This window comes from Streptococcus cristatus (genome assembly GCF_001588905.1).
Taxonomy (GTDB): Bacteria; Bacillota; Bacilli; order Lactobacillales; family Streptococcaceae; genus Streptococcus; species Streptococcus cristatus_N.
The window spans coordinates 12,027-32,864 of record NZ_LAWH01000006.1; the positions used below are offsets into that span (position 1 = coordinate 12,027).

Here is a 20,838-nt window from a genome sequence, read left to right on the forward strand (position 1 = left end):
AAGCCCATGAAATCAGTTTTTCAGCTGATTCATGAGCTTTTTCTATTTTCGACAAGCAACCTAAGGCTTATTTGTTAAAGATTGATTGTCTGAAGTCGTTTGTCTCACGAAGATAGGCGTTGTAAATCTTCTTCTTGAGCAGGTTGACCCAGCTAGCTTCCACACGATTTGTCGCATTGGTAATGTTGCGCACATCCTCTGCGACTGCTTCGTCCATTAGCTTCTGCATCTCTGCATACGAGCGAATGGTTACTTGCTTGGTACTGTTTGGATTTCTGAGTTCGTACTCGATGGTGATTGGTTTGAGCTTGGTTAGCTGGTCAATCCGCTCTTGGTACATAGCCTTCTTGAAGGCTGCCCATGAAGCATACTCACCCTTGAATACATTTTCCAAGACCTTCTGATCTGTCACCAGACCAACGTCTCTCCTGAGCCAGCCATCCCAGGTCGTCTTACCTTCCGCAGCAGCCTCTTCGGAGAATTTCCCTGAGACATAAGGGACAAATCCTTCATGGTAGCCCTTGGCTGCCAGCAATTCATAGGCTGTGCGACGGAACATGACGTCACCCGGCGCCCCATTTGGATTGCTCAAGGCTGAGTAGATTGGCGAGAAGAGGCTGAGACTGAGATAGCCATTACGCGGATACTGTCCGCTATCCTTATTCTCCCGACGGGTGATGACATCATTGTTAATCAGGGATTCAAAGCTGGTCAACTTCTTGATTTCTTCTGCGGTGAAGCTGCGTGTCTGGTTACCAGCATGGGTCTGCTTACCATATTTATCAGTGATATAGTAATTCTCCATCTTTCTAAACCACTGGAGCTTGGCTGCATCGCTCTGCTTGACCATCGAAGTCCCCTCCAGGTAATCCAGCGTGTAAATCATGTCAAACATGCCATGGACATAGTGCTGCAAATCTGCCGCATTTTGGACACGTTCCTTAAAGTTATAGGTATGCATCCGTGTCTTAGAATCCTTGTCCACCTTGAAGAGGGTATTGAGCGTAATGGTAGGTTCATTTGGACTTGGTGTGGACTGCAAGAGACCACGCGCATAGAGCTCAGCCCCCAGTCCTTCGCGGCGACCATAACCTTCAAAGTAGATAGATCCATCGGAATTATGGGTCATCTCATGGGTGTAGACGGAGTTACCATAGTCTTCTAACAAACGAGCAGCATCAAAGTGGGTGACACTTCCTGTAGCATAGGCATTGTATCCCTTGCTTGGATACCACTTGCCGGCTGGTCCAAAGAATTCCTGCATAGCCAGTGATTTCTTGTCATTAGCTGGAGCCCAATATCTTTTACCATCCTTGTCAACCAATGAGAATCCATCGTAAACCAGAACAGAACGGAAGAGCTTGTCCTTGCTTTCAGGACTTAGGATCTTATACCAGAAATCATAGTGGTCACGCTGCCATTCAGCTGACTTTCTAACTCGGTCTTCGACATACTCAACCAATTCTGCATCTGTTCGCACCCTGTTATTGGCATCAAGGCGGTAGCGATCATAAGCTCCCATGGAGACGGTGGACATATTGGAGATGACATAGACACCCTTCTCAGTCATGGTTAAGAGTGGCAGGAGCATACCTTTATGTTCCCAATTGTCCGCAGTAATCTTGTCGTAAACGCCGACAGAATACTTGCTCTTGCCCTCGGCTGCATCCTGAAGTTGTCTGGCTTCTGCCACATCCGACTTAGCCTCAACGATGTAGGCTTTTGTATTGGTCTTGAGCCACTCGTTATTGGTCTTGTCTGGCAGGAAGAGCTGGCGATAGCTTTCCAGATAGTTGAAGAGGCCGCGCTTGCCAGTCGCTTCAGAGAGCGAGTTATCGTAAGCCAGATAGTTATTCTTGGCCTTGAGATTTTCAAAACCAGACTGACCGAGTGCAATGATGGTGTCTAGCGTCGAAGCCTTATGATTACCAAAGAAGTCAAACTTATAGGCCGACAAATCCTCGACATTGGTCTTGTCATAGTTGATATTATACCAACGGTTGAGATAGGTCAGACCCAGTAGGAAGGCTTCCTTATTATCCTTAATCTTCTGAGCCACATAGTCCGCTACGACATCGCCTTCCGTATTGATGGACTGGTCCATAGTTAACACCTTGCGTAACTCTTCTGCCAGTTTGGTCTTGACTTGCTCAAAGGCTGTGTCCAGATAGAGCTCATCCAGAGAAGCATCCGCATTCACTCCTAAAACAGTTCGCATAGCCGGTGAGTCAAGGACAACCTTGTTCAACTCTGACAGCACTTGATTGAGAACCCTGCTATAGTCTGATAGGAAGGCTTCTGGGGTATAAAGGAGGTCTAAGCCATTTACAGTGTATTCTGCGATAGCTTGATGTTTGAAATCTCCCTTATAGGTCAGATTTAGATAGTCAACCGTCTTATCCTCAAAGTGTAGCATCAGGCGGTTAATCGCCGTCTTGTTGCTATGGATATCGGTGATCATCTGGTCGCCATTCATCGGAACCACATCCAGCAAGTACTCCGTAGTGAGCTTGTGATTTTCTGGAAGTTTATTTCCGTAAGCAACGATGGTTTCCTTATTGTAGAATGGCAGGAGTTTTTCTATGTTAGCATAAGCTATCAGACGGTCTGCACGAGCATTCTTTTCCTTTCTGTAGTCAACAGTATGGAGATTGAGATTGCTGTCTTCTAGCGTGGTCGTGATGTCTAGTCTCGCTAGTTTCTCTTCGGCCTCGTCCAAGTTTAGGGTAGACGTGACAAACTGATCATTGCCTAAAGTTTCGTTTCCTTCAACGGCATAGGCTTCTTTTATGCGATCATTCTTGTAATCTTGGTCGCCAGAAATGCTGTAGACATTTGTACCGCTGACATTGCTGATAACATTGTCAATCAAGCCGTTGAAATAATTGGAACCAACCACTCCCCCGATTTGACCATTCTTCGTGGAATTTTGGATCTTTCCAGTCACATAAGAACGGCTGATACGGGCATTGTCTTCCAAGCGACCGACTAAACCTCCGAAGCGCTGTTCGTTTGTTCGAGCACCTGCTAGAATGGTCACATCCGCCATGCTCTGACTCAGCAAGGAATTTCCTCCCTTGAGGTTAGCAACCAAACCGCCGACATTATAAGCCTTGGACTGCTTGTCATTGGTCTGGATAGTTCCCGTAAAGGAGCTGTTGATGATTTGGCTATTGCTTGCGACAACGACCAAACCAGCTACTTGCGAAGCATTGCCCACTACTGACACTCTACCTTGGGCAAAAACATCTGTGATTCGCGCATTATCTGCACTGCGAGCCAAGGCAGCAGAGTCATAGGTCCCGACAATATTGACCTCTTTCAGGTCCAAATTAGAAATAGAGGAACCACTCTTGAGGTTTTCAAACAAAGGCTTGGCTAGATTATAAATCGCATACTGCTTGCCATTGTGATTACCAGTCAGACTGCCTGTGAAGTTTCCTCGGAGATAGACATAATCCGCAGGTGCCAGACTGACCTCGCTCGCATCCAAATCGGCTCCTAGAACAAAGTTGCCAGCCATATTTTTCTTCATGGCGTCTACCAAACCAGCAAAGCTAGTATAGACATTTTGCTGACTAGGCACTGCCCTGCTGATATAGAAGTCATAGCCAGACTTGTAGCCTGTTTCGCTCTCTTGCACCAGCTCAGGCAGAGAGACCCTTACCTTATAGACAGCCTTGCCATCCTTCTGGCCTTCTGCCATGCTGTGAACCGGCAGGAGCATGTCCTTGGATTCACTTGATTTGACTTTAACAAAGTAGTTAGACAGGTCCGTAGGTATAGCGCTCATGGAAACGACACGCTTGAACTGGTCCTTTTCTTTGGTATAAAACTCAGCCGAATCAATATCACGGAAGGCAATCTTCTTGTATTGCAACTCAAAGTTGCGGCTATCTTTTTCAAGGTCAGTCAGGCTACCAGCATCCAGCTCATAAGTCAGCTTGGTTTTCAGGGTATAGCCTGTGTAATAGTCCAAACCATCAATCTTCAGACTTCCTGCCACATTGTCAATCGGAAGCGAGCGAACGAGCTGGTCTCCCTTGTACAATTCAGCAGTCGCTGAACGCAAGGATTTTGTCTTGTCTTCTAAGCTATATTGGACCGTGACCGATTTGTCCTCTGGATTTTCTGTCAGACTTAAGATCGAAACTGTCGGCTTGACCTTAGGCACACCATTTAGAGCGGTCTTACTTGCTGTCAGGCTAGCAAAAGCTTGATTGACCTGCACTTGTGTGGCAGTTTGATTATTCAAAATTCCTTCTGCCTTGGCCAATTCGTTTGTATAGGCTGCTTTCTTATCTGCATCCGCATTCTTGTATTGGACGGTCGCCTGTACAGTGCTGCTCAAATCATGTTCATTTCGTAAGCGTGTTTTGTCCACTTCAAGACCCTGTAACTGAGCCTTGGCTTGATTGATTTGATCCACCAGCTGGTCGACTTCCGCTTGACTGGCTTGTGATTGACTCAGAAGCGCTTGACCTGCCACCAAAGCGGTATCATAGGCTACTTGGCGACTTTGACTATCGTTGAAATAACGAGCCTGAGCCTTGATTTTCTCTGCTTCTATCAGTAGATTGTGAAGCGAAATCAGATCGAACTCCTTCAAGGCTTCCACTTGCGGGGCATCACTTGGTACCCTATGCGGTTTCATTGTGCCGACTTTGACAAGCTGAGCAACTGCTGCCCGCGTTTGCTCATTAGAAAGTTCCTGACGGTCAATTTCCTGGCCGTTGGAAGTATAAACTCGCGTCTTGATGGTACGTTCGCCCTGCACTCCCGGAGTGACGATTTGACGAGCGCCTTGGACAAGTTCATCCGTCTCTTCCTCTCGCGTGGTAAAATCGATTTTTTCTACTCGCGTTTCATCCTTATAAGTTAGCGGATATTCTGGTAAAGCGGGCTCTTGCGGCGCAGTGCTCGGTACCATATAGGACTTGGCGGTGCCAATTTTGACAAGCTGCGTGACTGGAGCTAAATTTTCCTCGTTGGACAACTCTTGACGAGCTAGTTCTTGGCCGTTGGAGCTGTAAACTCGAGTCTTGATGGTACGTTCGCCCTGCACTCCCGGAGTGACGATGTGGCGGGCACCCTGCACAAGTTCATCCGTCTCTTCCTCTCGCGTGGTGAAATCGATTTTTTCTACTCGCGTTTCATCCTTATAGGTCAGCGGATATTCTGGTAAAGCGGGCTCTTGCGGAGCAGTGCTCGGCACCATATAGGACTTGGCAGTGCCAATTTTGACAACTTGCGTGACTGGAGCTAAATTTTCCTCGTTGGACAACTCTTGACGAGCTAGTTCTTGGCCGTTGGAAGTATAGATACGAGTCTTGATGGTACGTTCGCCCTGCACTCCTGGAGTGACGATTTGACGAGCGCCTTGGACAAGTTCATCCGTCTCTTCCTCTCGCGTGGTGAAATCGATTTTTTCTACTCGCGTTTCATCCTTATAGGTCAGCGGATATTCTGGTAAAGCGGGCTCTTGCGGAGCAGTGCTCGGCACCATATAGGACTTGGCAGTGCCAATTTTGACAACTTGCGTGACTGGAGCTAAAGTTTCCTCGTTGGACAACTCTTGACGGTCAATTTCCTGACCATTGGAAGTATAAACTCGAGTCTTGATGGTTCGCTCACCTTGAACACCTGGAGTGACGATTTGACGAGCGCCTTGAGGTAACTCATCAGTATATTGTTCCTCGATGTTAAAAGCAATCTTCTCCACCCGAGTTTCATCCTTTGTAACCAACTCTAACTCGGGAACCTCGTGCACGGGAGCGCTATCTGGAACGGTGCCATAGGTAGATAACTCTGGTTTCTCGTGCACGGGAGCACTAGCTGGTGCCGTACCATAACCAGTTAACTCGGGAACTTCATGCACGGGAGCACTATCTGGAACCGTGCCATAGATAGATAACTCAGGCTTTTCATGCACGGGAGCTGTATCCGGAACAACGCCATAACCAGACAACTCGGGTTTCTCGTGTACGGGAGCGCTATCGGGTACCGTACCATAATCAGCTAACTCGGGTTTCTCGCGCACGGGAGCACTATCTGGAACCGTGCCATAGATAGATAACTCAGACTTCTCATGCACGGGAGCAGCATCTGGAACAACGCCATAACCAGATAACTCGGGTTTCTCATGCACGGGAGCAGTATCTGGAACCGTACCATAACCAGACAACTCGGGTTTCTCGTACACGGGAGCGGTATCTGGAACAACGCCATAGCTAGTTAACTCAGGCTTCTCGTGCACGGGAGCGCTATCTGAAACAACGCCATAACCAGCTAACTCAGGCTTCTCATGCACGGGGGCCGTATCTGGAACTGTGCCATAATCAGTTAACTCGGGTTTCTCGTGCACGGGGGCAGTATCTGGAACAACGCCATAGATAGATAACTCTGGCTTCTCGTACACAGGAGCGGCATCTGGGACTGTGCCGTAGTCAGACAACTCGGGTTTCTCGTGCACGGGGGCGCTAGTAGGGACTGTGCCATAGTCAGTTAACTCGGGGACTTCATGCACGGGAGCACTATTTGGAACGGTGCCATAACTAGTAAGCTCGGGAACCTCTTGCACAGGAGTGGTATCGGGTACCGTACCATGACCAGTTAACGCAGGCTTCTCGTGCACAGGAGCGGTATCGGGAACTGTACCATACTCCGTTAACTCGGGGACTTCATGCACGGGGGCGCTAGCAGGGACTGTGCCATAATTAGTGAGCTCGGGAACTTCGTGCTCGGGAGCGCTATCTGGAACGGTGCCATAACTAGTGAGCTCGGGAACTTCATGGATTGGAGCTTCTTTAGGAACAGCCTTATCTGCTGCAGTCCCGACTAAAACAACTTCTGAAACAGGCTCAGTGGTTACTTGATCGGAAATCTGCTTGCTCTCTACGATTTTTCCTTCAACACTATAGTAACGTGTTACGATCTTGCGAGTTCCTGGAATGCCCGCACGAATCACTCGAGATTGTCCTTCGACTAAGTCATCTGAATATTGATACTCGGTTTTATAGGGAATTTCTTGGGTCTGGGTCCTTGCTTGACTTGTAAATTGCATCTCTGGTCGCTCATGAACAGGCGTTTGACGAGCAAATTGCCCTTCTTTAGCAGCAATTTCCTCCTTCTCCTTCTCGGAGAGATGGTCTCCGCCAGCAGTCTGCGCCTCTTTCGGAACTTCAGTATTCTTAGGGCGATCTGCTAGGTCTTTCAACTGCTGATCAGGCTGACTCGCTGGAGTCTCCTTTTGCGGAGCTGGAAGCTGAGAATTTCCCGTTTGAGCCAGTTGATGCTGCGCTTCTTTTTTAAGGTAACCAATATACTGGTAGCCAGCAATTTTCAATGGTTCTGGCAACTGATCGCCAACGGCCAACGTCAGGCTTTGATTATAGGCAGCCAAATCCGTACTGCTGACTGCCAAAACAGAAGCTGGCAGAAGCACAGAATCCAAGCCTGTCACAAGTAAAATAGAAGACAGGTATCTCTTGCCATTTTTCCCTCGCGCCAGCACTAAAACAACTAAGGCCAGACCTGTAGCTGCAAAAGCCGCTCCCAAAAGACCTGACTCGCCTGTCTTAGGGAGCTTTCCTAACAAGCTTTCCTGCCTTGTCGGACGGTAAACCAAATAATAAGCTTCCGAATTTTCTTCCGCAAATTTTGGTAGTTCCTTCACGATAGCAGCTTTTTCAGCCTCAGTCAGATCGCTCTCCACCACATAGTGATACTGAACGAGAGTAGAATGATTGGCAGACACTTCCGCTGCCTCAACAGAGCTGACAGCTCCTCCCATTGTGGTACACAAAAAGAAGCTTCCGATAGTAGCGGAAACTAGACCTACAGACAGCTTTCTAAAAGAATAGCGCTGGTATATGTCACCAGTGACTCTTTTTTTCATAAAATTCCCTTTTCTTCATATAATAAACTAATAAAAATTTTACTGAATTTTACTTAAAATTGCAATCCCTTAGCCTTATAAAATACTTTTCTTTCAGCTGTCGACAGGGAGAAAACCTCTTTCATTTTCAGCGAAAACAAAAAAGCAGATTCTCTGGGAGAGAACCTACTGTTTACAGATCATCCAAGCCCTAAATCCAACTCAAAGAGGCCGTACTCATGCTTGTCCCCTTGCAATTCTGCTACATAGTGGCGCGTAACGGTATTTTGGTGAATCAAGGCGCCGATAGCCGAGGCTTGCCGCTTCTGCGCTTCTTTAAAAATCGGATAGGCCAAGGCAGAGCCCAAGCCCAAGAATTCTTCATCCACTCCCAGATACATAATCGTATAACGTTTGGCAAAGCGCTTGGTCCAGAAAAGCTTGGCTAGGTTGAGAGGAGTCAGTTTTTGATAAACCAGAGAACCGTAGTCCGGCATGGCAATCAGAAAACCTGCTAGCTTGCCCTCTTTATAGGCCAGCTTAACCATTGAAAAATCAAGAATATACTGGTATTTTTGAAAAATCTGACTGAACTGCTGACTGGAAATAGACCGATAAATCGGAAAATCTTGATAGAGGCGATTGAGAAGCTCAAAAACCTGCAACGAAGCTTCTTCCCACTCCTGCTTCTTTGGAGAGCAAATAGTGAATCCCGCTTCTTCAAAAGACTCAAAGCGATGAGCCAACTTGTCCTGATGAGTTTGATTGCTGACCTTGGGATAAAAATTGGACAGATAGCGCTCCTTGAGTTCAAAACCAGCAGCCTGCCAGAGCTGGGGGTAATAGGCTGGATTATGAGGTTCTCCAGTAAAAGGGACCTCCTCTGTTCCAGTCAGCTGCATTCGATAGCCCAGCCAAAAACTTGCCTGTACGGGACCGATTATCTTAATCGCTCCGAGACTGCGAGCAAAACCTGCTAAATGTTCTATAAAAGAAGATGCAATCTGTTGGTCATTGATCGACTCGAAAAATCCCAAGTAAGCAGCCTCATCATCTGGATAGAAGGTCAGAAGTCCTCGAATACAGGGCCGACTGTCCACATAGCCAATAAAGGCATAGGTTTCTAAGTCAGAACTCAGCGGGTGACAGCCCTCAATCAAAGCTAGCTCTTCCTCTGCCGACTGCATGAGGTGGTCTGGCTGGTAAATCTGCTTGGGCAGAGCTAGAAAATCGTCCAGCTCTGTCGTATTGGTTTTGACTGGTTTAATTTCCAGCATGGTCTTCCTCCTTGATCAGTCGAATCTTGCCAGTAAGGCCATCCATCTCAATCCAGTCACCGTTTTGCAGCTGGCTGCAGGCACCTCTGACATTGACAATAGAGGGAATACCCAACTCGCGGGAAATAATAGCCGTGTGCGAGAGCAAAGACCCCTGCTCAGCAATGACACCCTTGGCTTGGGTCAGAAGATAGACCCAGCCCGGATCGGTCATCTTGGTCACGATAATCCGATCCTGAGCAGACTCAATCTCCTGCACATCTTCCACGACCAAAACCTGAGCCTTAACGCAGCCAGGTGAGCAACCAATTCCTTGTAAGGCTTGATTACCCGTATTATGACTGCTGGTGCGGTTTTGCGGTTTCAGGTATTTCTCAAAGACCTGTCCAGCAAAAACATAGCGACTAAAGCTTGGAAGCTCCTTGTCAGCCTCCAACTTCTCCCGACGCTCGGCTATCAATCCACTAACATCTCTGGGCTTTCTGGTCAGCTCAAACAATTCTTCCTTGGTCAAGTAGAAAACATCGTCAGGAGTAGCCAGCAGCCCTTGCTCGGCTAATTGCTGGCCAAGCGTTCGGAAAATCTGTCGCATCATGCCATAGATCCGTGTGCGGTTTAAGCGGGAGCTTTCCCGATATTTAACACCCGTCATGGCTCGCTTGCGAAGAAAATTCGTCCACCAATCTGATTTTTGCTCAGCTTCTTCAAATTTCCGAGGAGCCAGCTTCTTCTCCTCTTGCTGGCACATTTGCAACAGGAGCTTGAGCAGACGCTCTGGGTGCGTTCGAAATGTTGGAGTTTCTAACTTCAACTCTTCCGGAGCTCGATCACCAAATTCATGGATAAAATGGGCAATTTCTTGGACCAAAGGGTGCTGGCGACTTAGAAAAACTGCTGGAATTTCACTTGCCATGGCCTGTCTAATCTCTGCATTTTCTTCTGCTTTCAACTGAGCTGTTAAAGCCTGCAGAGCCAAAGCTGGCCTCATACTTTCTATCTGCTCAATTCCCGCAATCTCAGCCTGAACAGCTCCGCCGCGACGCGACTTCTTCAAGAGACCAGTATAGACAAAAGCATAGAGGTCATTGACCAGCGTAATGTCCCAGTGAGCCAGAATATCCTCTTTTAGCTTGCTGACCAAGCCAATCAAGGTCTCCGCATCTGCGTTGGGAGAAAAGCTCGCTTCGTATTCTAGCTGAATCTGGGCAAACTGCTCTTCCAATTGCCGCATTTGCTTGGGTGCTGTCCAAAACTCTCGGATGATTCGAAGCATGATTTGCAGGCGTTTGAAAGTAGACAAGTGCACTGGCATCTGAGGCACCTCCGTCTCTCTCACTCCCAGCATATCCTGCCAGATAGGAATGATTTTCTTCGAAAAAGGCAGAAGCTGCAAGAGCTGATACCAACTTTGAATCTGGTAATATACTCGGCTATTGACCGGCTGCAGCATATTTTGAAAGGTGGCTTCATAGGCAGCTAACTCAGGGACATCCCTGCCAACCAAGCGCTGGGCAAGACTGCGGAAAATGCTGGCATAAGCCTCTTGAATAAAGCTAATAGTCAGAGGACTGGAAACGCCCGGATAGCTTTCTACAATATTGCTATTATCCAGAATAATCTGCGGTCCCTCTGGCAAGGTGGTAATAGGTCGTGCCTGCAAGAGATAGAGCTGGCCATTGGCAAAAGTAAACTCCATATCCATAATTGGTCCGAAAAGCTGACTTACCTGACTAGCCAAAGCTTGTAGCTCCTCGAGTTGTTCCTGTAATACGTCTGGTGAGTCCTCCGTCTGCTCTGTATAAAAGAGCTGGTCCTTGGGATGGAGCGTCACCATTGTTGTAGGAATCTTATCCTCGACAACCTTGTTGCCCAAGCCTCGACCGATGACAATGATATGCTCATTCAGAATGCCCTTGGGATTAGCTGTGAAGTAAATCCCAGACAAGTCTCCCTCCTGCATGACCTGAACAAGGCAAATCATCTGTGCATGCTTCAACGATAGGCCTTGCTCAAATAGATAACTAAGAGCCGACTCCTGATAAAGAGAGAGCAAGGTCGCTTGGATGGCTTCTTTAAGCCCCTCTGTCTTCACATTGAGCTGACTTTCAAACTGACCGGCAAAGGATGAAGCCTTGCCATCCTCAATAGTAGCAGATGAGCGGACTGCGAAGCGACAGTCTTTCTGAGAAAGCTCCTGCCGAATCCAGTTTTCTGCTGCCGTCAGATCTTCTTGACCAAACTGCTCTCTGGCCCAGTCCTGCAGCTGCTGACTGAGCTGGGACAAGTCCAACTCTCCAGACCGATAGGCAGCTTCCATCCGCTCTAAGTCAGCTGAGCTAGCAGGTTTTTGAAAAAAGTCAAAAGCAAACACTGCAAACTCAGGAACCGGCAAACCAGCAGCCTGCATTTTCAGCAAATGATAGGCCTTGCCTCCGACCTGGTCAAGCCCTGTCTGCTTGATTCTTTTCATCAAAGTACCCCCATCAAGAGATAAACAGCAACGGACAGAACCATGGTCGTCTCCGTGATATAAGTATAACGCTCCACCCGCTCCCGAATATTAAAGCGAGTCGGATCCTTGATAAACTGCTCAAACTGGACGGTCATCCAGATGACATTCAGCACCAAGACTACCACTCCGACATGGGAAATATTCCAGAGGAGAGCGAAATTGGTCAAGATATCCAGCAGAGTCACCACCTCGATAAAGCGAGTGGCTTTTTTGTAGCCAAAAAGCATAGAATAGGTCACATACTCTGTCTCGTCTTTTGGCGCCCGAATCTTGCGGCAGACTTCCCAGATCAAACTTGGGAAATACATGGTAAAGGCCAGCAAGACAGTCGGCAGGGACAAGAGAGGCAGATTGTACTTGTAACATACAAAAGAAATGGTATAGAGATTCAAAATCATCATGACCGGATTATGGGTTACTAGAGCCAGTGGCAGAGAATTTTGAATCTTGTCACGCTTGAAGAACCAGAAGGACATGAGAGTTCCGTAGATATAGAGAAAGAGGAACCAGCCGATATTGTTCATAAAGAAGACATTGAGAAGTACAGAGACAGCTACGATAAAGCTGAGGGCAACAGCCAGGTCCTTCTTTTTCACCCGGCCAGATGGCAGAGCCCGATGGGGAAAGAGCCGCCTATCGGTCTCATAGTCCTTGAAATCATCCGCGATCCGCAGAATCATCAGAAAGACAAAAATGGTAAAAATTCCGATCAATTCCTGATGGTCAAAGTGAAAGGTGGTCACTCCGTCATTGAGCAGAAGGACAAAATAAATCTCAAAAAACATGATGGCAGCCACAAAAAAGCGTGGCAGCAAGGGAAACATTTCCTTATAATAAACAGCTAATCGTTTAAACATAGCTTTTCTCCAATCTTTTCACCCATTTGAATCTGGGTTTCTATTCCGAGGTCTGAGTAAGTCAGGATATCCTGATCCAAGCGAATCGTGCCTGCTGGATAGAGGACAAGAATGGTTGAGCCGCCCAGACCAAAGCAGCCCTTCTCCTGTCCCCTGATCAAATGGTCCTGACTATGATTGTATATTCTTCCGACCAGCAGAGCCCCTACTTCCATCTGCAGGACAAGTCCTAGGTCGGTATCTAAAAGACAGTATTCTCTTTTATTTTCCTTGTAAATCAAGCGCTGCTTCTGGGCTACCTGCCTGACCGTATGCAGGCGGCCTTTGATTTTTCGTCTTTGGGTAATTCTGCCGGATTCAGTTGCCAAATAGCGGTGCAGGTCTTCCACTCCCAAACGATAGACAAGCGCTGTTCCGCCACTGAACAACTGAGCCAACTCTTCATCCAGCAGTAAGTCAGCTAGACTATAAATCTGACCCTTTATCGTCAGCCGCAAGTCCTGACTGATGGTAAAAGCCTCCAGCTTGGCATCTGCCACTGCCAGTACTTGACTGTCAGGACAGACCGGACGCAGAGCGGGCTTGATTCTCCGCTGGAAGAAAGCAGCAAAGTGAGGATAGGGGCCATCTTCATAGTCAGCCAGATTCAGCTGATAATTTTCCACAAAAGCTGCTATTTTCTTGCGAGAAAAAAGAGTGTAGTCTTTCAAAGTCAGCAGATAAGACAGGCTAGGTCGGGTCAAGAAAGACAACAAGATGCGGCCCCAAGCAGTACCATAAAGCTTATCTAACAGCCCCGCCTTATATTCTGTCGGTTCCACTACTTGGCCAGTCTTTCTCTGATAGACCTTAACCATGCGGGAGAACCCCCAGACCAATCAGACTTACAACAGCCAGAATCGCAAAGACCAGGTAGGCCAGCTTATTGGGCTTGGGAATACGGCAGTTGTAGACGAATAGGAAGGTCAGCAAAAGAGACAAGCACAGCCACACCCAGGCAAAGAGACCAGGCGCCAGCCATTGACAGACCAGATAGGTCAGAGGGAAAAATAGGGCGCTGTAGGTCACGGGCAAGCCGATAAAATAAGAGCCAGATCCTTCATCATGTTTGGCCAAGCGATTAAAATGAGCCAAGCGCGTGACCGCAGCCAAGACATAGAGGACAGCCAAGATGATATTGGCCGCTCCCAAGGGCAGCTGGGTCATAAAGAGTACAGCCGGGAGAGCCGCAAAGCTAATCATGTCGCAGAGCGAATCAATCTCAATGCCGAAGCGCTTCTGGCTTTCAGTTCGCTTCATCCGCCGTGCCACCACACCATCAAAGAGGTCACAGATACCGCTAACGATAAAGGCCATCATGGCTAGTCGCAGCTGGGACTGAATGATGGCATAGACTGCCAACAGTGCAAAAGCAGCGCCCATATAGGTCAGGATAACAGATTTGTCGTATTCACCGATAAACAAAGGTTCATTCTTCTTCATGAATTCTTATTTCTCCTCTTCTTCCATCTAAAGTTACCAGCATGCCAGTTTCTAGCAGCTGAGTTGCATTCTTAGCGCAGACCAGAGCTGGAATCCCGCATTCCCGAGCGACAATGGAGGCATGGCAGAGAACTCCACCGTACTCTGTCACAAGACCGCCTAGAATACCGAAAACATAACTCCAACCCGTATCTGTATAGCGGGTGACAAGAATTTCTCCCGGCTCAATCGTCTCAATATCAGCCAAATCCAAGAGGACGCGAACCCGACCGGTTACCTGACCGCTGCTGGCTGGCATTCCCGTCAGCAGAGCCTGACTATCATGTGCCACCTCTTCCAAGCTCATCTCTTTATCAGTCAAATCCCCCGCTGGCTCAAAATTCCGATAAGCCTGGCAATAATGCTGATTATCTGCCGCCTCTTCTTGAAGCTGGTCTGCAGTCTTTTGTCCTTCCATAAAGGCAGTCAAACTTTCTTTCTTAATGTAAAAAATATCTTGAGAATCTTTCAGAAAACCTCGCTTTTCATAAGCTCGACCGAGTTTAAGGCTAATCTGGCGAATGAGGTGGTAATAGCGCGTGGAAATATCCTTGAACTCCTCTCGCCACCAGAGCAATTTCCGCAAGTCTTGACTGATTTTTTCTATCTTTTTCTGCTTGGCTCGAGATAGATGGGCAAGATTCAGTTCAGACTCTGAGACAGGACTGAGCGAGGCTTTGGCCGCTTGGTAATACGCTGAATCAGCAACCAATTGCTGAACTGCTGTCAGCACCTGATGAGCATCTTCTTCGTAGCTTGGCACTCGCAAGTCCAGCTCCCGTGCCGAGTGATAGCCAAAATCCTTTTGGAAATCCTGAATCTTGATAAAATCTGCTCGTTCAGGATATTGCGCTGCCAGTCCCTGTAACTCTTCCACCGATAGCTTCAGCCAGTCGTTTGTCAACTTCTCATCTGCCAAAACAAGATCTGCAGCTTCCAGCATCCTAGCTAAAGGCTTGGTATGCGAAACATTTCCTAACTTGGCAATCAGTTGGAAAAATTCATCCACCGTCAGCCATTTGAGGAGACTGGTCTTTTTCATAGACAGCTGGACCGTATTGATGTAGGCCTGCCAGAAATAAGTTCCCTCACTGTCTAAATAAGCCTGATTTAGCACTAACTGCCAAAGACTCTCGACCTGATACAGCGGGCTTTGGTCGTTCAGTTCTCGTATTTCTTGATTCAGGCGGGTAAATTGCTGACGCAGCTCTTGCAGCTTGTCTGGCGCCTGATGCAGAAAAGTCTTAGTTACTTTTTGCGTTTTCAAAGCTACGCGCAGGAAATTCAAGAGCAAGGCTGGACTTAATTTGCTGGTAAAACCTTGACCTTGGTAGTCTTTATTAACTCCCAGCTCATCATCAAAGTCTCGTTCAATATACCCCGGAATCTGCTCCATACCTTGCTTGACCACGCCTAAGTTCCAGAAAGGCCGAGCATAGTGCAGGCGCATCAGTGGCGGCATCACACCTTCAGGCTCTAGTCCAATTGCCAGCAAAAAGCTAGAAAGGGCCTCTTGCCAAGAATGGCGGTAAAGGCTCCACATCAGGTTGGGACAGGGCTGAGCCGCCACGCCTCCATCTCGAAAATTCGCCGTCGTCCAGCGACCACTGTCGATTTTAGTTGGTACTGTCGTGATGGGCCGAGCCTGCAGCAGATTGACTTGCTCTTGGACAGCACACCACTCAATATCCATAGGCAGACCAAAATACGCCACAATCTGCAAAACCTGTTCATGCAGTTTCTGCAAGACTGCCAGAGGCATTTCAACCTTTTCAAACTGCCTCCAGGTCGGCTTGTACCAAGGAAGAGTCAGCTGCTCAGGATTGACTTGACCGCTAACCAAGCTCTCAGCCGAGCCTTTTACATACTCCAACAGCATAGTCTGATCTTGATTGGTCGCTACGTCCAGGGAAAAACAGACGCCGCTGAAGTCGGGCTCTATCTGCTCCTGGATCAGCACTGCCATGGCAAAATCCTGCTCAGACAGACCCAGACGCTGCCAATAGGCCAAGGCTTCTGGATTAAAGAGGGAAAGCAGACAAGAACGAATGCCCTGCTCGATTTCTGAGAGCGATTGGCAGTTGCCAATCGAGTCATATTGGCCGGCAAATGACATGGCCTGTCCATCTTCTAATAGGGCACTGCTGCGAACGATATAAGTTTGATTTTTCTGACAAAAAGCTGCTAACTCCTGTAGCCAAGCTGGATTCAAGGGATAATGCTGCAAACGCTCCGCAATTTCCTCTTTGCGCAAATGAATTAGTTCTTTAAGTCCCTCTTTTGAGTATTCTGGCAGAGCTACGCTTAGCCAAGCCATTACTTGGTCCGCCGGCAAAATCAGCCCCTTAGGAACCGAAAACCCCAGCTGACAGAGGTTGATTAACTGATTGATTTTACCGCCATAGACGGTCGAAGGCTCTTTTTCCAGCCATAGTTCTTTCATCAAAAACTCCCATTTCACATACGATTTTTTCTAAGCCTAGCCCAGTAGAGCAGACGATTGACTCCTAGATGCGTGCCCGCCCCTAGAATAAGTATGCCTAGCATCTGCTGCCAAGACAGAGGAATATAGAAAAGCAAAATAATAATACAGCCTATCAAGGAATCAATCTGGTCTATCCAGATAAAGGTCCATTTCCAGCCATTCTCCGCCGTCTTGCCCTCTCTGATTTCCAAACGGCGCTTGATAAAACTATTGGGCAGCTCAAACAAAACATAAGCCAGCCCCAAAAGTGCTCCAAGCACCAGATTAAACAACACGGTATTTTCGTAAAAAGCATAGACCAAGTGCAGCGTCTCTAAGGTAGAAATGCTCTTTAAGAGCAATCCCCAGAAAATCTGAGCCAAAGCTCCCCAGACAATCATGCCCAAGAAACCTTTCCAGGTCTTGTTAGCCCCAAAAAGCCTCTTCCCGTCCTTTAAAATTAGCCCAGCATCCATGGGTCGATAAGCCGCCTCTAGCAGTGAAGACTTGCAAAAGATCATATTCAGTACTCCAGCCAGAATGACCGGCATCAGGGTGACATACAAGGCAAGAATCGAGCGCATATTATTTCCTATTCTTTTTATGAAGATCAGTCTGAAAAAATCAAGAGACTCCTCAAACTTATATATATCATTATACCATAAGTCGTAAAGCCCCTTTCCAATAAGCCCTAGACATCTGTCGCATCTGACAAGGAGCAACGCTTGACTGCCCTTCCGCTCTATCAACTCCAAAGCCGCCTGCTAGAATAATATCGCCTTTAAACCACACAAAAAGCCTCATAAGAACTTCTAAGGAAACCAGCACTGGTTTATTAAAAGTTACTTATGAAGCCTATAAATATCAGTTTTCTCTAGAAAAGAAACAAACTATTTTTGCTTGGTCTTAAACCACTAACCTTCAAAAGGCGCGCAATTCTTTCATCGATTTTTGGTGTCAAGCAAAATAGTCACTGGGCCATCATTTACCAATTCTACCTGCATATCTGCTCCGAACACGCCCGTCTTGACTGGAACTTGCTCAGCTAACAGCTGGTTAAACTTGTCATAAAAGGGACTAGCCATGTCCGGCTTGGCTGCACCTGTAAAGGCTGGCCGATTTCCCTTTTTGGTATCTGCATGGAGGGTAAATTGGGAAATGGAAAGAATCTCCCCTCCGATATCCTGAACAGAAAGATTCATCTTATCCTCCGCATCGGAAAAAATCCGCATATTGACAATCTTCCTGACCGCGTAGTCCATATCCTCCTGACTATCATCAGGCCCGACACCTACCAAGAGTAGGAGTCCTTGTTCAATGCTGCTATGCAGCTGCTGGTCAATACTGACCTGAGCACGTTTGACACGCTGAATGACAATTTTCATATCTTTTCCTTTATTTCTGACTAACATCCACTCTGACAAACTCGCACCTATCCATTGGTTCGTTTGACCGAATACACCTCTGGCACACTCTTAATCTTATCCACCACCGTCGTCAGCATGGACAGATTGGCAATACCAAAAGAAACATGGATATTAGCAAATTTCATATCCTTAGTTGGCTGGGCATTAACCGTTGAGATGTTTTTGGTGGTATTAGACAGCACCTGCAACACATCGTTAAGGAGGCCAGACCGATTGAGACCATAAATGTCAATGTGAGCCGTGTACTCTTTAGTCGAATTATTTTCTTCCCATTCCACATCAAGCAAGCGCTGTTCGTAATTCTCCTGGGCCTTGAGATTCATGCAGTCTTGCCGGTGAATAGCTACGCCGCGTCCTTTGGTAATGTAACCAACAATATCGTCACCAGGCACAGGATTACAGCATTTGGCAATCCGAATGAGGAGACCAGACGCCCCCTGAATGACCACACCGCCTTCGTGCTTGACCTTAAGGGTGTCTTTTTTATTTTCGACCTTAACTTCACCGCCCTTGACCAATTCCTCTGCCTCTGCTTTGGCCTTGGCCCGCTCTTCCTCACGGCGCTCTTTTTCTGTCAAACGATTGAAAATACTAATGGCACCGATCTCACCGAAACCAATTGCCGCAAAAAGCGCTTCTTCGGTCTTATAGCTAGTCTTTTGCAGCACATCTTCCATATGCTTCTTGTCCATGTACTTATTGGCTACATAACCATTCTCCTGAAATTGAGCCAGCAAGAGCTCCCGCCCTTTAGAAATAGACAGCTCCTTGTCTTGATTTTTAAAGAACTGACGGATTTTATTTCTAGCCTTGCTGGTCTTGACAAGGTTGAGCCAGTCACGACTAGGTCCAAAGGAATTGGCATTGGTGATGATTTCCACCTGATCCCCAGTCTTCAGCTTGGTATTGAGCGGCACCATGCGGCCATTGACCTTGGCTCCTGTGGCCTTCTCCCCAACCTTGGTATGGATCTCATAGGCAAAATCAATGGGTCCTGAGTCCTTAGGCAAAGAACGTACTGCTCCATCCGGTGTGAAGACATAGATTTCCTCAGCCAAGTAGCTTTCCTTAACCGAATCAACAAATTCCTTAGCATCACCAGACTGATTCTGCAATTCCATCAATTCCTTGATCCAATTCATCCCGATGGCAGATTCCTTGCCGTCAACCTGACCCTTAATTCCTTTTTTATAGGCCCAGTGAGCCGCGACCCCGTATTCTGCGACTTCGTGCATTTCCTTGGTTCGAATCTGAAACTCAATCGGACCTTTAGGTCCATAAACGGTCGTATGGATGGACTGGTATCCGTTGGCTTTGCGATTAGCAATATAATCCTTGAAACGCCCCGGCATGGGTTTCCAAAGCTCATGGATGTAACCCAGCATGGCATAGACATCACTGTGAGTACTCAAAATGCAACGAATGGCAATCAGATCATAGATCTCATCAAAGCGCTTCTTCTTGTCCTGCATTTTGCGGTAGATGGAGTAAATATGCTTGGGACGACCGTAAATTTTTCCATGCAGATTGCGCTCTCCCGCGTAGGTTTCAATCTTGTGGACAACTTCCTCTACCAGAGCTTCCCGCTCTCGACGCTTCTCCTTCATCATGTGGGAGATTTTATAAAATTCCGTCGGATTGAGGTAACGGAAAGACAAGTCTTCCAATTCCCACTTGACGCTGGAAATCCCCAAACGATGGGCCAGAGGAGCATAGATTTCCATCGTTTCCTGCGAGATCCGCTCTTGTTTGTCTGGCCGTAAATGATTCAGAGTACGCATATTATGCAGACGGTCAGCCAGCTTGACCAAGATCACTCGAAGGTCTTCAGACATGGCCATGAGCATCTTGCGATGATTTTCCGCCAACTGTTCTTCGTGAGACTTGTATTTGACTTTCCCAAGCTTGGTCACACCGTCCACAATCACGCGCACATCATGACCAAATTCTCGCTCCAGATCGTCCAAGGTCGCCGCCGTATCCTCTACGACATCATGCAAAAAACCACAGGCTACTGAAACAGCATCCAACTTGAGCTTGGCTAAAATTCCCGCCACCTGAATCGGATGGACGATATAGGGCTCTCCCGACTGACGAGTTTGCCCGCTATGACATTCCATCGCATAAATCAACGCTTTTTGAACAAAAGCCACATCCTCTGCAGCTAAATATTTTTTTGTTAGGGCTACAACCTGATTCCCCGTTAAATTTTCTTCTTTTGGCATGCTTCTCTCCGCTTTCTTGCCTACTATTTTAACATTTTTAAATCAATATGAAAACCAAGAGGACTAGAATAAAAGCACGGTAGCAGAATAGCACTACCTTTTCAAAGTTTTAGCTTGTCAACCTTGTTTCCGAGCTAAGATTTAAAAACTTTCCTAGAGTTATAAACAGTTCCAGCCCCACGAGGTTGCTCGATAATCCATGGCTATTGAGCAAGCAGCTGCAACCTCAAGGATCTCTTTCTAATAAAAAGCGAGGCCGAGACACTTTTGTCTCAACCTCCGTGATGAAAATGATGTACTTTCTCCATATGAGCTATATCTTTTAGAAACTCATAATAGGCATAGATGAGGTAGCCAGCAGAGGCCACACCCAAAATAGCTATTGATACTTCAAATAAGGTAGACAAAGACATGATAAACCTCCTCTCCTTATTTCAAACTGCAATGTGCAAAGTGACCATCAGCGGCTGTTTCGTTCCCAATTTTTTCCTTTCTAGCCTGCCTCTGGATTCACCTTTATTATACCAAATTTAAGAAAGGAAAACAATGAAAATCCCTTTATAAAAATACTTTTTCAGGTTTGATGAAGCAAATGACCTGCTTCAGTTGTCCATTTCTCCACCTAGACCTACCCTTTAATCAAAAAGAGACTGGGACAAAAGTCCTAGCCTCTCAATTG

11 protein-coding genes are annotated in these 20,838 nt (G+C 47.1%); all 11 read right to left on the minus strand.

The genetic code is table 11. The annotated features are described in order from the left end of the window. Positions 1 to 67: 67 nt before the first annotated feature. The 11 genes from A0765_RS01395 to A0765_RS10410 all read right to left on the minus strand — a co-directional run bounded on the left by A0765_RS01395 (position 68) and on the right by A0765_RS10410 (position 20,572). Positions 68 to 7,897, minus strand: coding sequence for an SIALI-17 repeat-containing surface protein (locus tag A0765_RS01395; RefSeq protein WP_062004271.1), 7,830 nt, complete (start codon positions 7,895 to 7,897; stop codon positions 68 to 70). A 179-nt stretch (positions 7,898 to 8,076) separates the two neighbouring features. Further along, the gene (locus tag A0765_RS01400) at positions 8,077 to 9,153 is read right to left on the minus strand and encodes a hypothetical protein (protein ID WP_062004273.1); all 1,077 of its coding nucleotides are present in this window, start codon (positions 9,151 to 9,153) and stop codon (positions 8,077 to 8,079) included. Further along, positions 9,140 to 11,623 (minus strand): phosphoenolpyruvate synthase, encoded by a 2,484-nt coding sequence (locus A0765_RS01405; protein ID WP_062004276.1) that lies wholly within the window; start codon positions 11,621 to 11,623, stop codon positions 9,140 to 9,142. The genes A0765_RS01400 and A0765_RS01405 overlap by 14 nt, the downstream gene beginning before the upstream one ends. Further along, positions 11,623 to 12,522, minus strand: a complete 900-nt coding sequence (locus tag A0765_RS01410) for a UbiA family prenyltransferase (RefSeq protein ID WP_062004279.1) — start codon at positions 12,520 to 12,522, stop codon at positions 11,623 to 11,625. Before A0765_RS01410 ends, A0765_RS01405 begins: the two co-directional genes overlap by 1 nt. Beyond that, positions 12,507 to 13,379, minus strand: a complete 873-nt coding sequence (locus A0765_RS01415) for a phosphatidylserine decarboxylase (protein WP_062004281.1) — start codon at positions 13,377 to 13,379, stop codon at positions 12,507 to 12,509. Before A0765_RS01415 ends, A0765_RS01410 begins: the two co-directional genes overlap by 16 nt. Beyond that, positions 13,372 to 14,004: a CDP-alcohol phosphatidyltransferase family protein gene (locus A0765_RS01420; RefSeq protein ID WP_062004283.1), complete on the minus strand. Its 633-nt coding sequence runs from the start codon at positions 14,002 to 14,004 to the stop codon at positions 13,372 to 13,374. The genes A0765_RS01415 and A0765_RS01420 overlap by 8 nt, the downstream gene beginning before the upstream one ends. Continuing rightward, positions 13,991 to 16,486 carry a PEP/pyruvate-binding domain-containing protein gene (locus A0765_RS01425; RefSeq protein ID WP_062004285.1) on the minus strand — a complete coding sequence of 832 codons (2,496 nt, stop codon included), beginning with the start codon at positions 16,484 to 16,486 and terminating at the stop codon, positions 13,991 to 13,993. The genes A0765_RS01420 and A0765_RS01425 overlap by 14 nt, the downstream gene beginning before the upstream one ends. Before the next feature lie 14 nt (positions 16,487 to 16,500). Beyond that, positions 16,501 to 17,091, minus strand: a complete 591-nt coding sequence (locus A0765_RS01430; protein ID WP_062004287.1) for a CDP-archaeol synthase — start codon at positions 17,089 to 17,091, stop codon at positions 16,501 to 16,503. A gap of 357 nt (positions 17,092 to 17,448) precedes the next feature. Continuing rightward, positions 17,449 to 17,892 (minus strand): D-aminoacyl-tRNA deacylase, encoded by a 444-nt coding sequence (dtd, locus tag A0765_RS01435; RefSeq protein ID WP_048765439.1) that lies wholly within the window; start codon positions 17,890 to 17,892, stop codon positions 17,449 to 17,451. Positions 17,893 to 17,939: 47 nt separating this feature from the next. Continuing rightward, positions 17,940 to 20,159, minus strand: coding sequence for a RelA/SpoT family protein (locus A0765_RS01440; RefSeq protein ID WP_062004289.1), 2,220 nt, complete (start codon positions 20,157 to 20,159; stop codon positions 17,940 to 17,942). 272 nt (positions 20,160 to 20,431) lie between these two features. After that, positions 20,432 to 20,572, minus strand: a complete 141-nt coding sequence (locus tag A0765_RS10410) for a hypothetical protein (RefSeq protein WP_167320505.1) — start codon at positions 20,570 to 20,572, stop codon at positions 20,432 to 20,434. Positions 20,573 to 20,838 lie beyond the last annotated feature (266 nt).

Bases quoted from the DNA above. Each gene is read 5' to 3' on its own strand.
- A0765_RS10410 (WP_167320505.1), bottom strand. From the start codon at position 20,572: ATGTCTTTGTCTACCTTATTTGAAGTATCAATAGCTATTTTGGGTGTG.
- dtd (WP_048765439.1), bottom strand. From the start codon at position 17,892: ATGAAAATTGTCATTCAGCGTGTCAAACGTGCTCAGGTCAGTATTGAC.
- A0765_RS01420 (WP_062004283.1), bottom strand. From the start codon at position 14,004: ATGAAGAAGAATGAACCTTTGTTTATCGGTGAATACGACAAATCTGTT.
- A0765_RS01430 (WP_062004287.1), bottom strand. From the start codon at position 17,091: ATGCGCTCGATTCTTGCCTTGTATGTCACCCTGATGCCGGTCATTCTG.
- A0765_RS01405 (WP_062004276.1), bottom strand. From the start codon at position 11,623: ATGAAAAGAATCAAGCAGACAGGGCTTGACCAGGTCGGAGGCAAGGCC.
- A0765_RS01425 (WP_062004285.1), bottom strand. From the start codon at position 16,486: ATGAAAGAACTATGGCTGGAAAAAGAGCCTTCGACCGTCTATGGCGGT.
- A0765_RS01400 (WP_062004273.1), bottom strand. From the start codon at position 9,153: ATGCTGGAAATTAAACCAGTCAAAACCAATACGACAGAGCTGGACGAT.
- A0765_RS01440 (WP_062004289.1), bottom strand. From the start codon at position 20,159: ATGCCAAAAGAAGAAAATTTAACGGGGAATCAGGTTGTAGCCCTAACA.
- A0765_RS01395 (WP_062004271.1), bottom strand. From the start codon at position 7,897: ATGAAAAAAAGAGTCACTGGTGACATATACCAGCGCTATTCTTTTAGA.
- A0765_RS01410 (WP_062004279.1), bottom strand. From the start codon at position 12,522: ATGTTTAAACGATTAGCTGTTTATTATAAGGAAATGTTTCCCTTGCTG.
- A0765_RS01415 (WP_062004281.1), bottom strand. From the start codon at position 13,379: ATGGTTAAGGTCTATCAGAGAAAGACTGGCCAAGTAGTGGAACCGACA.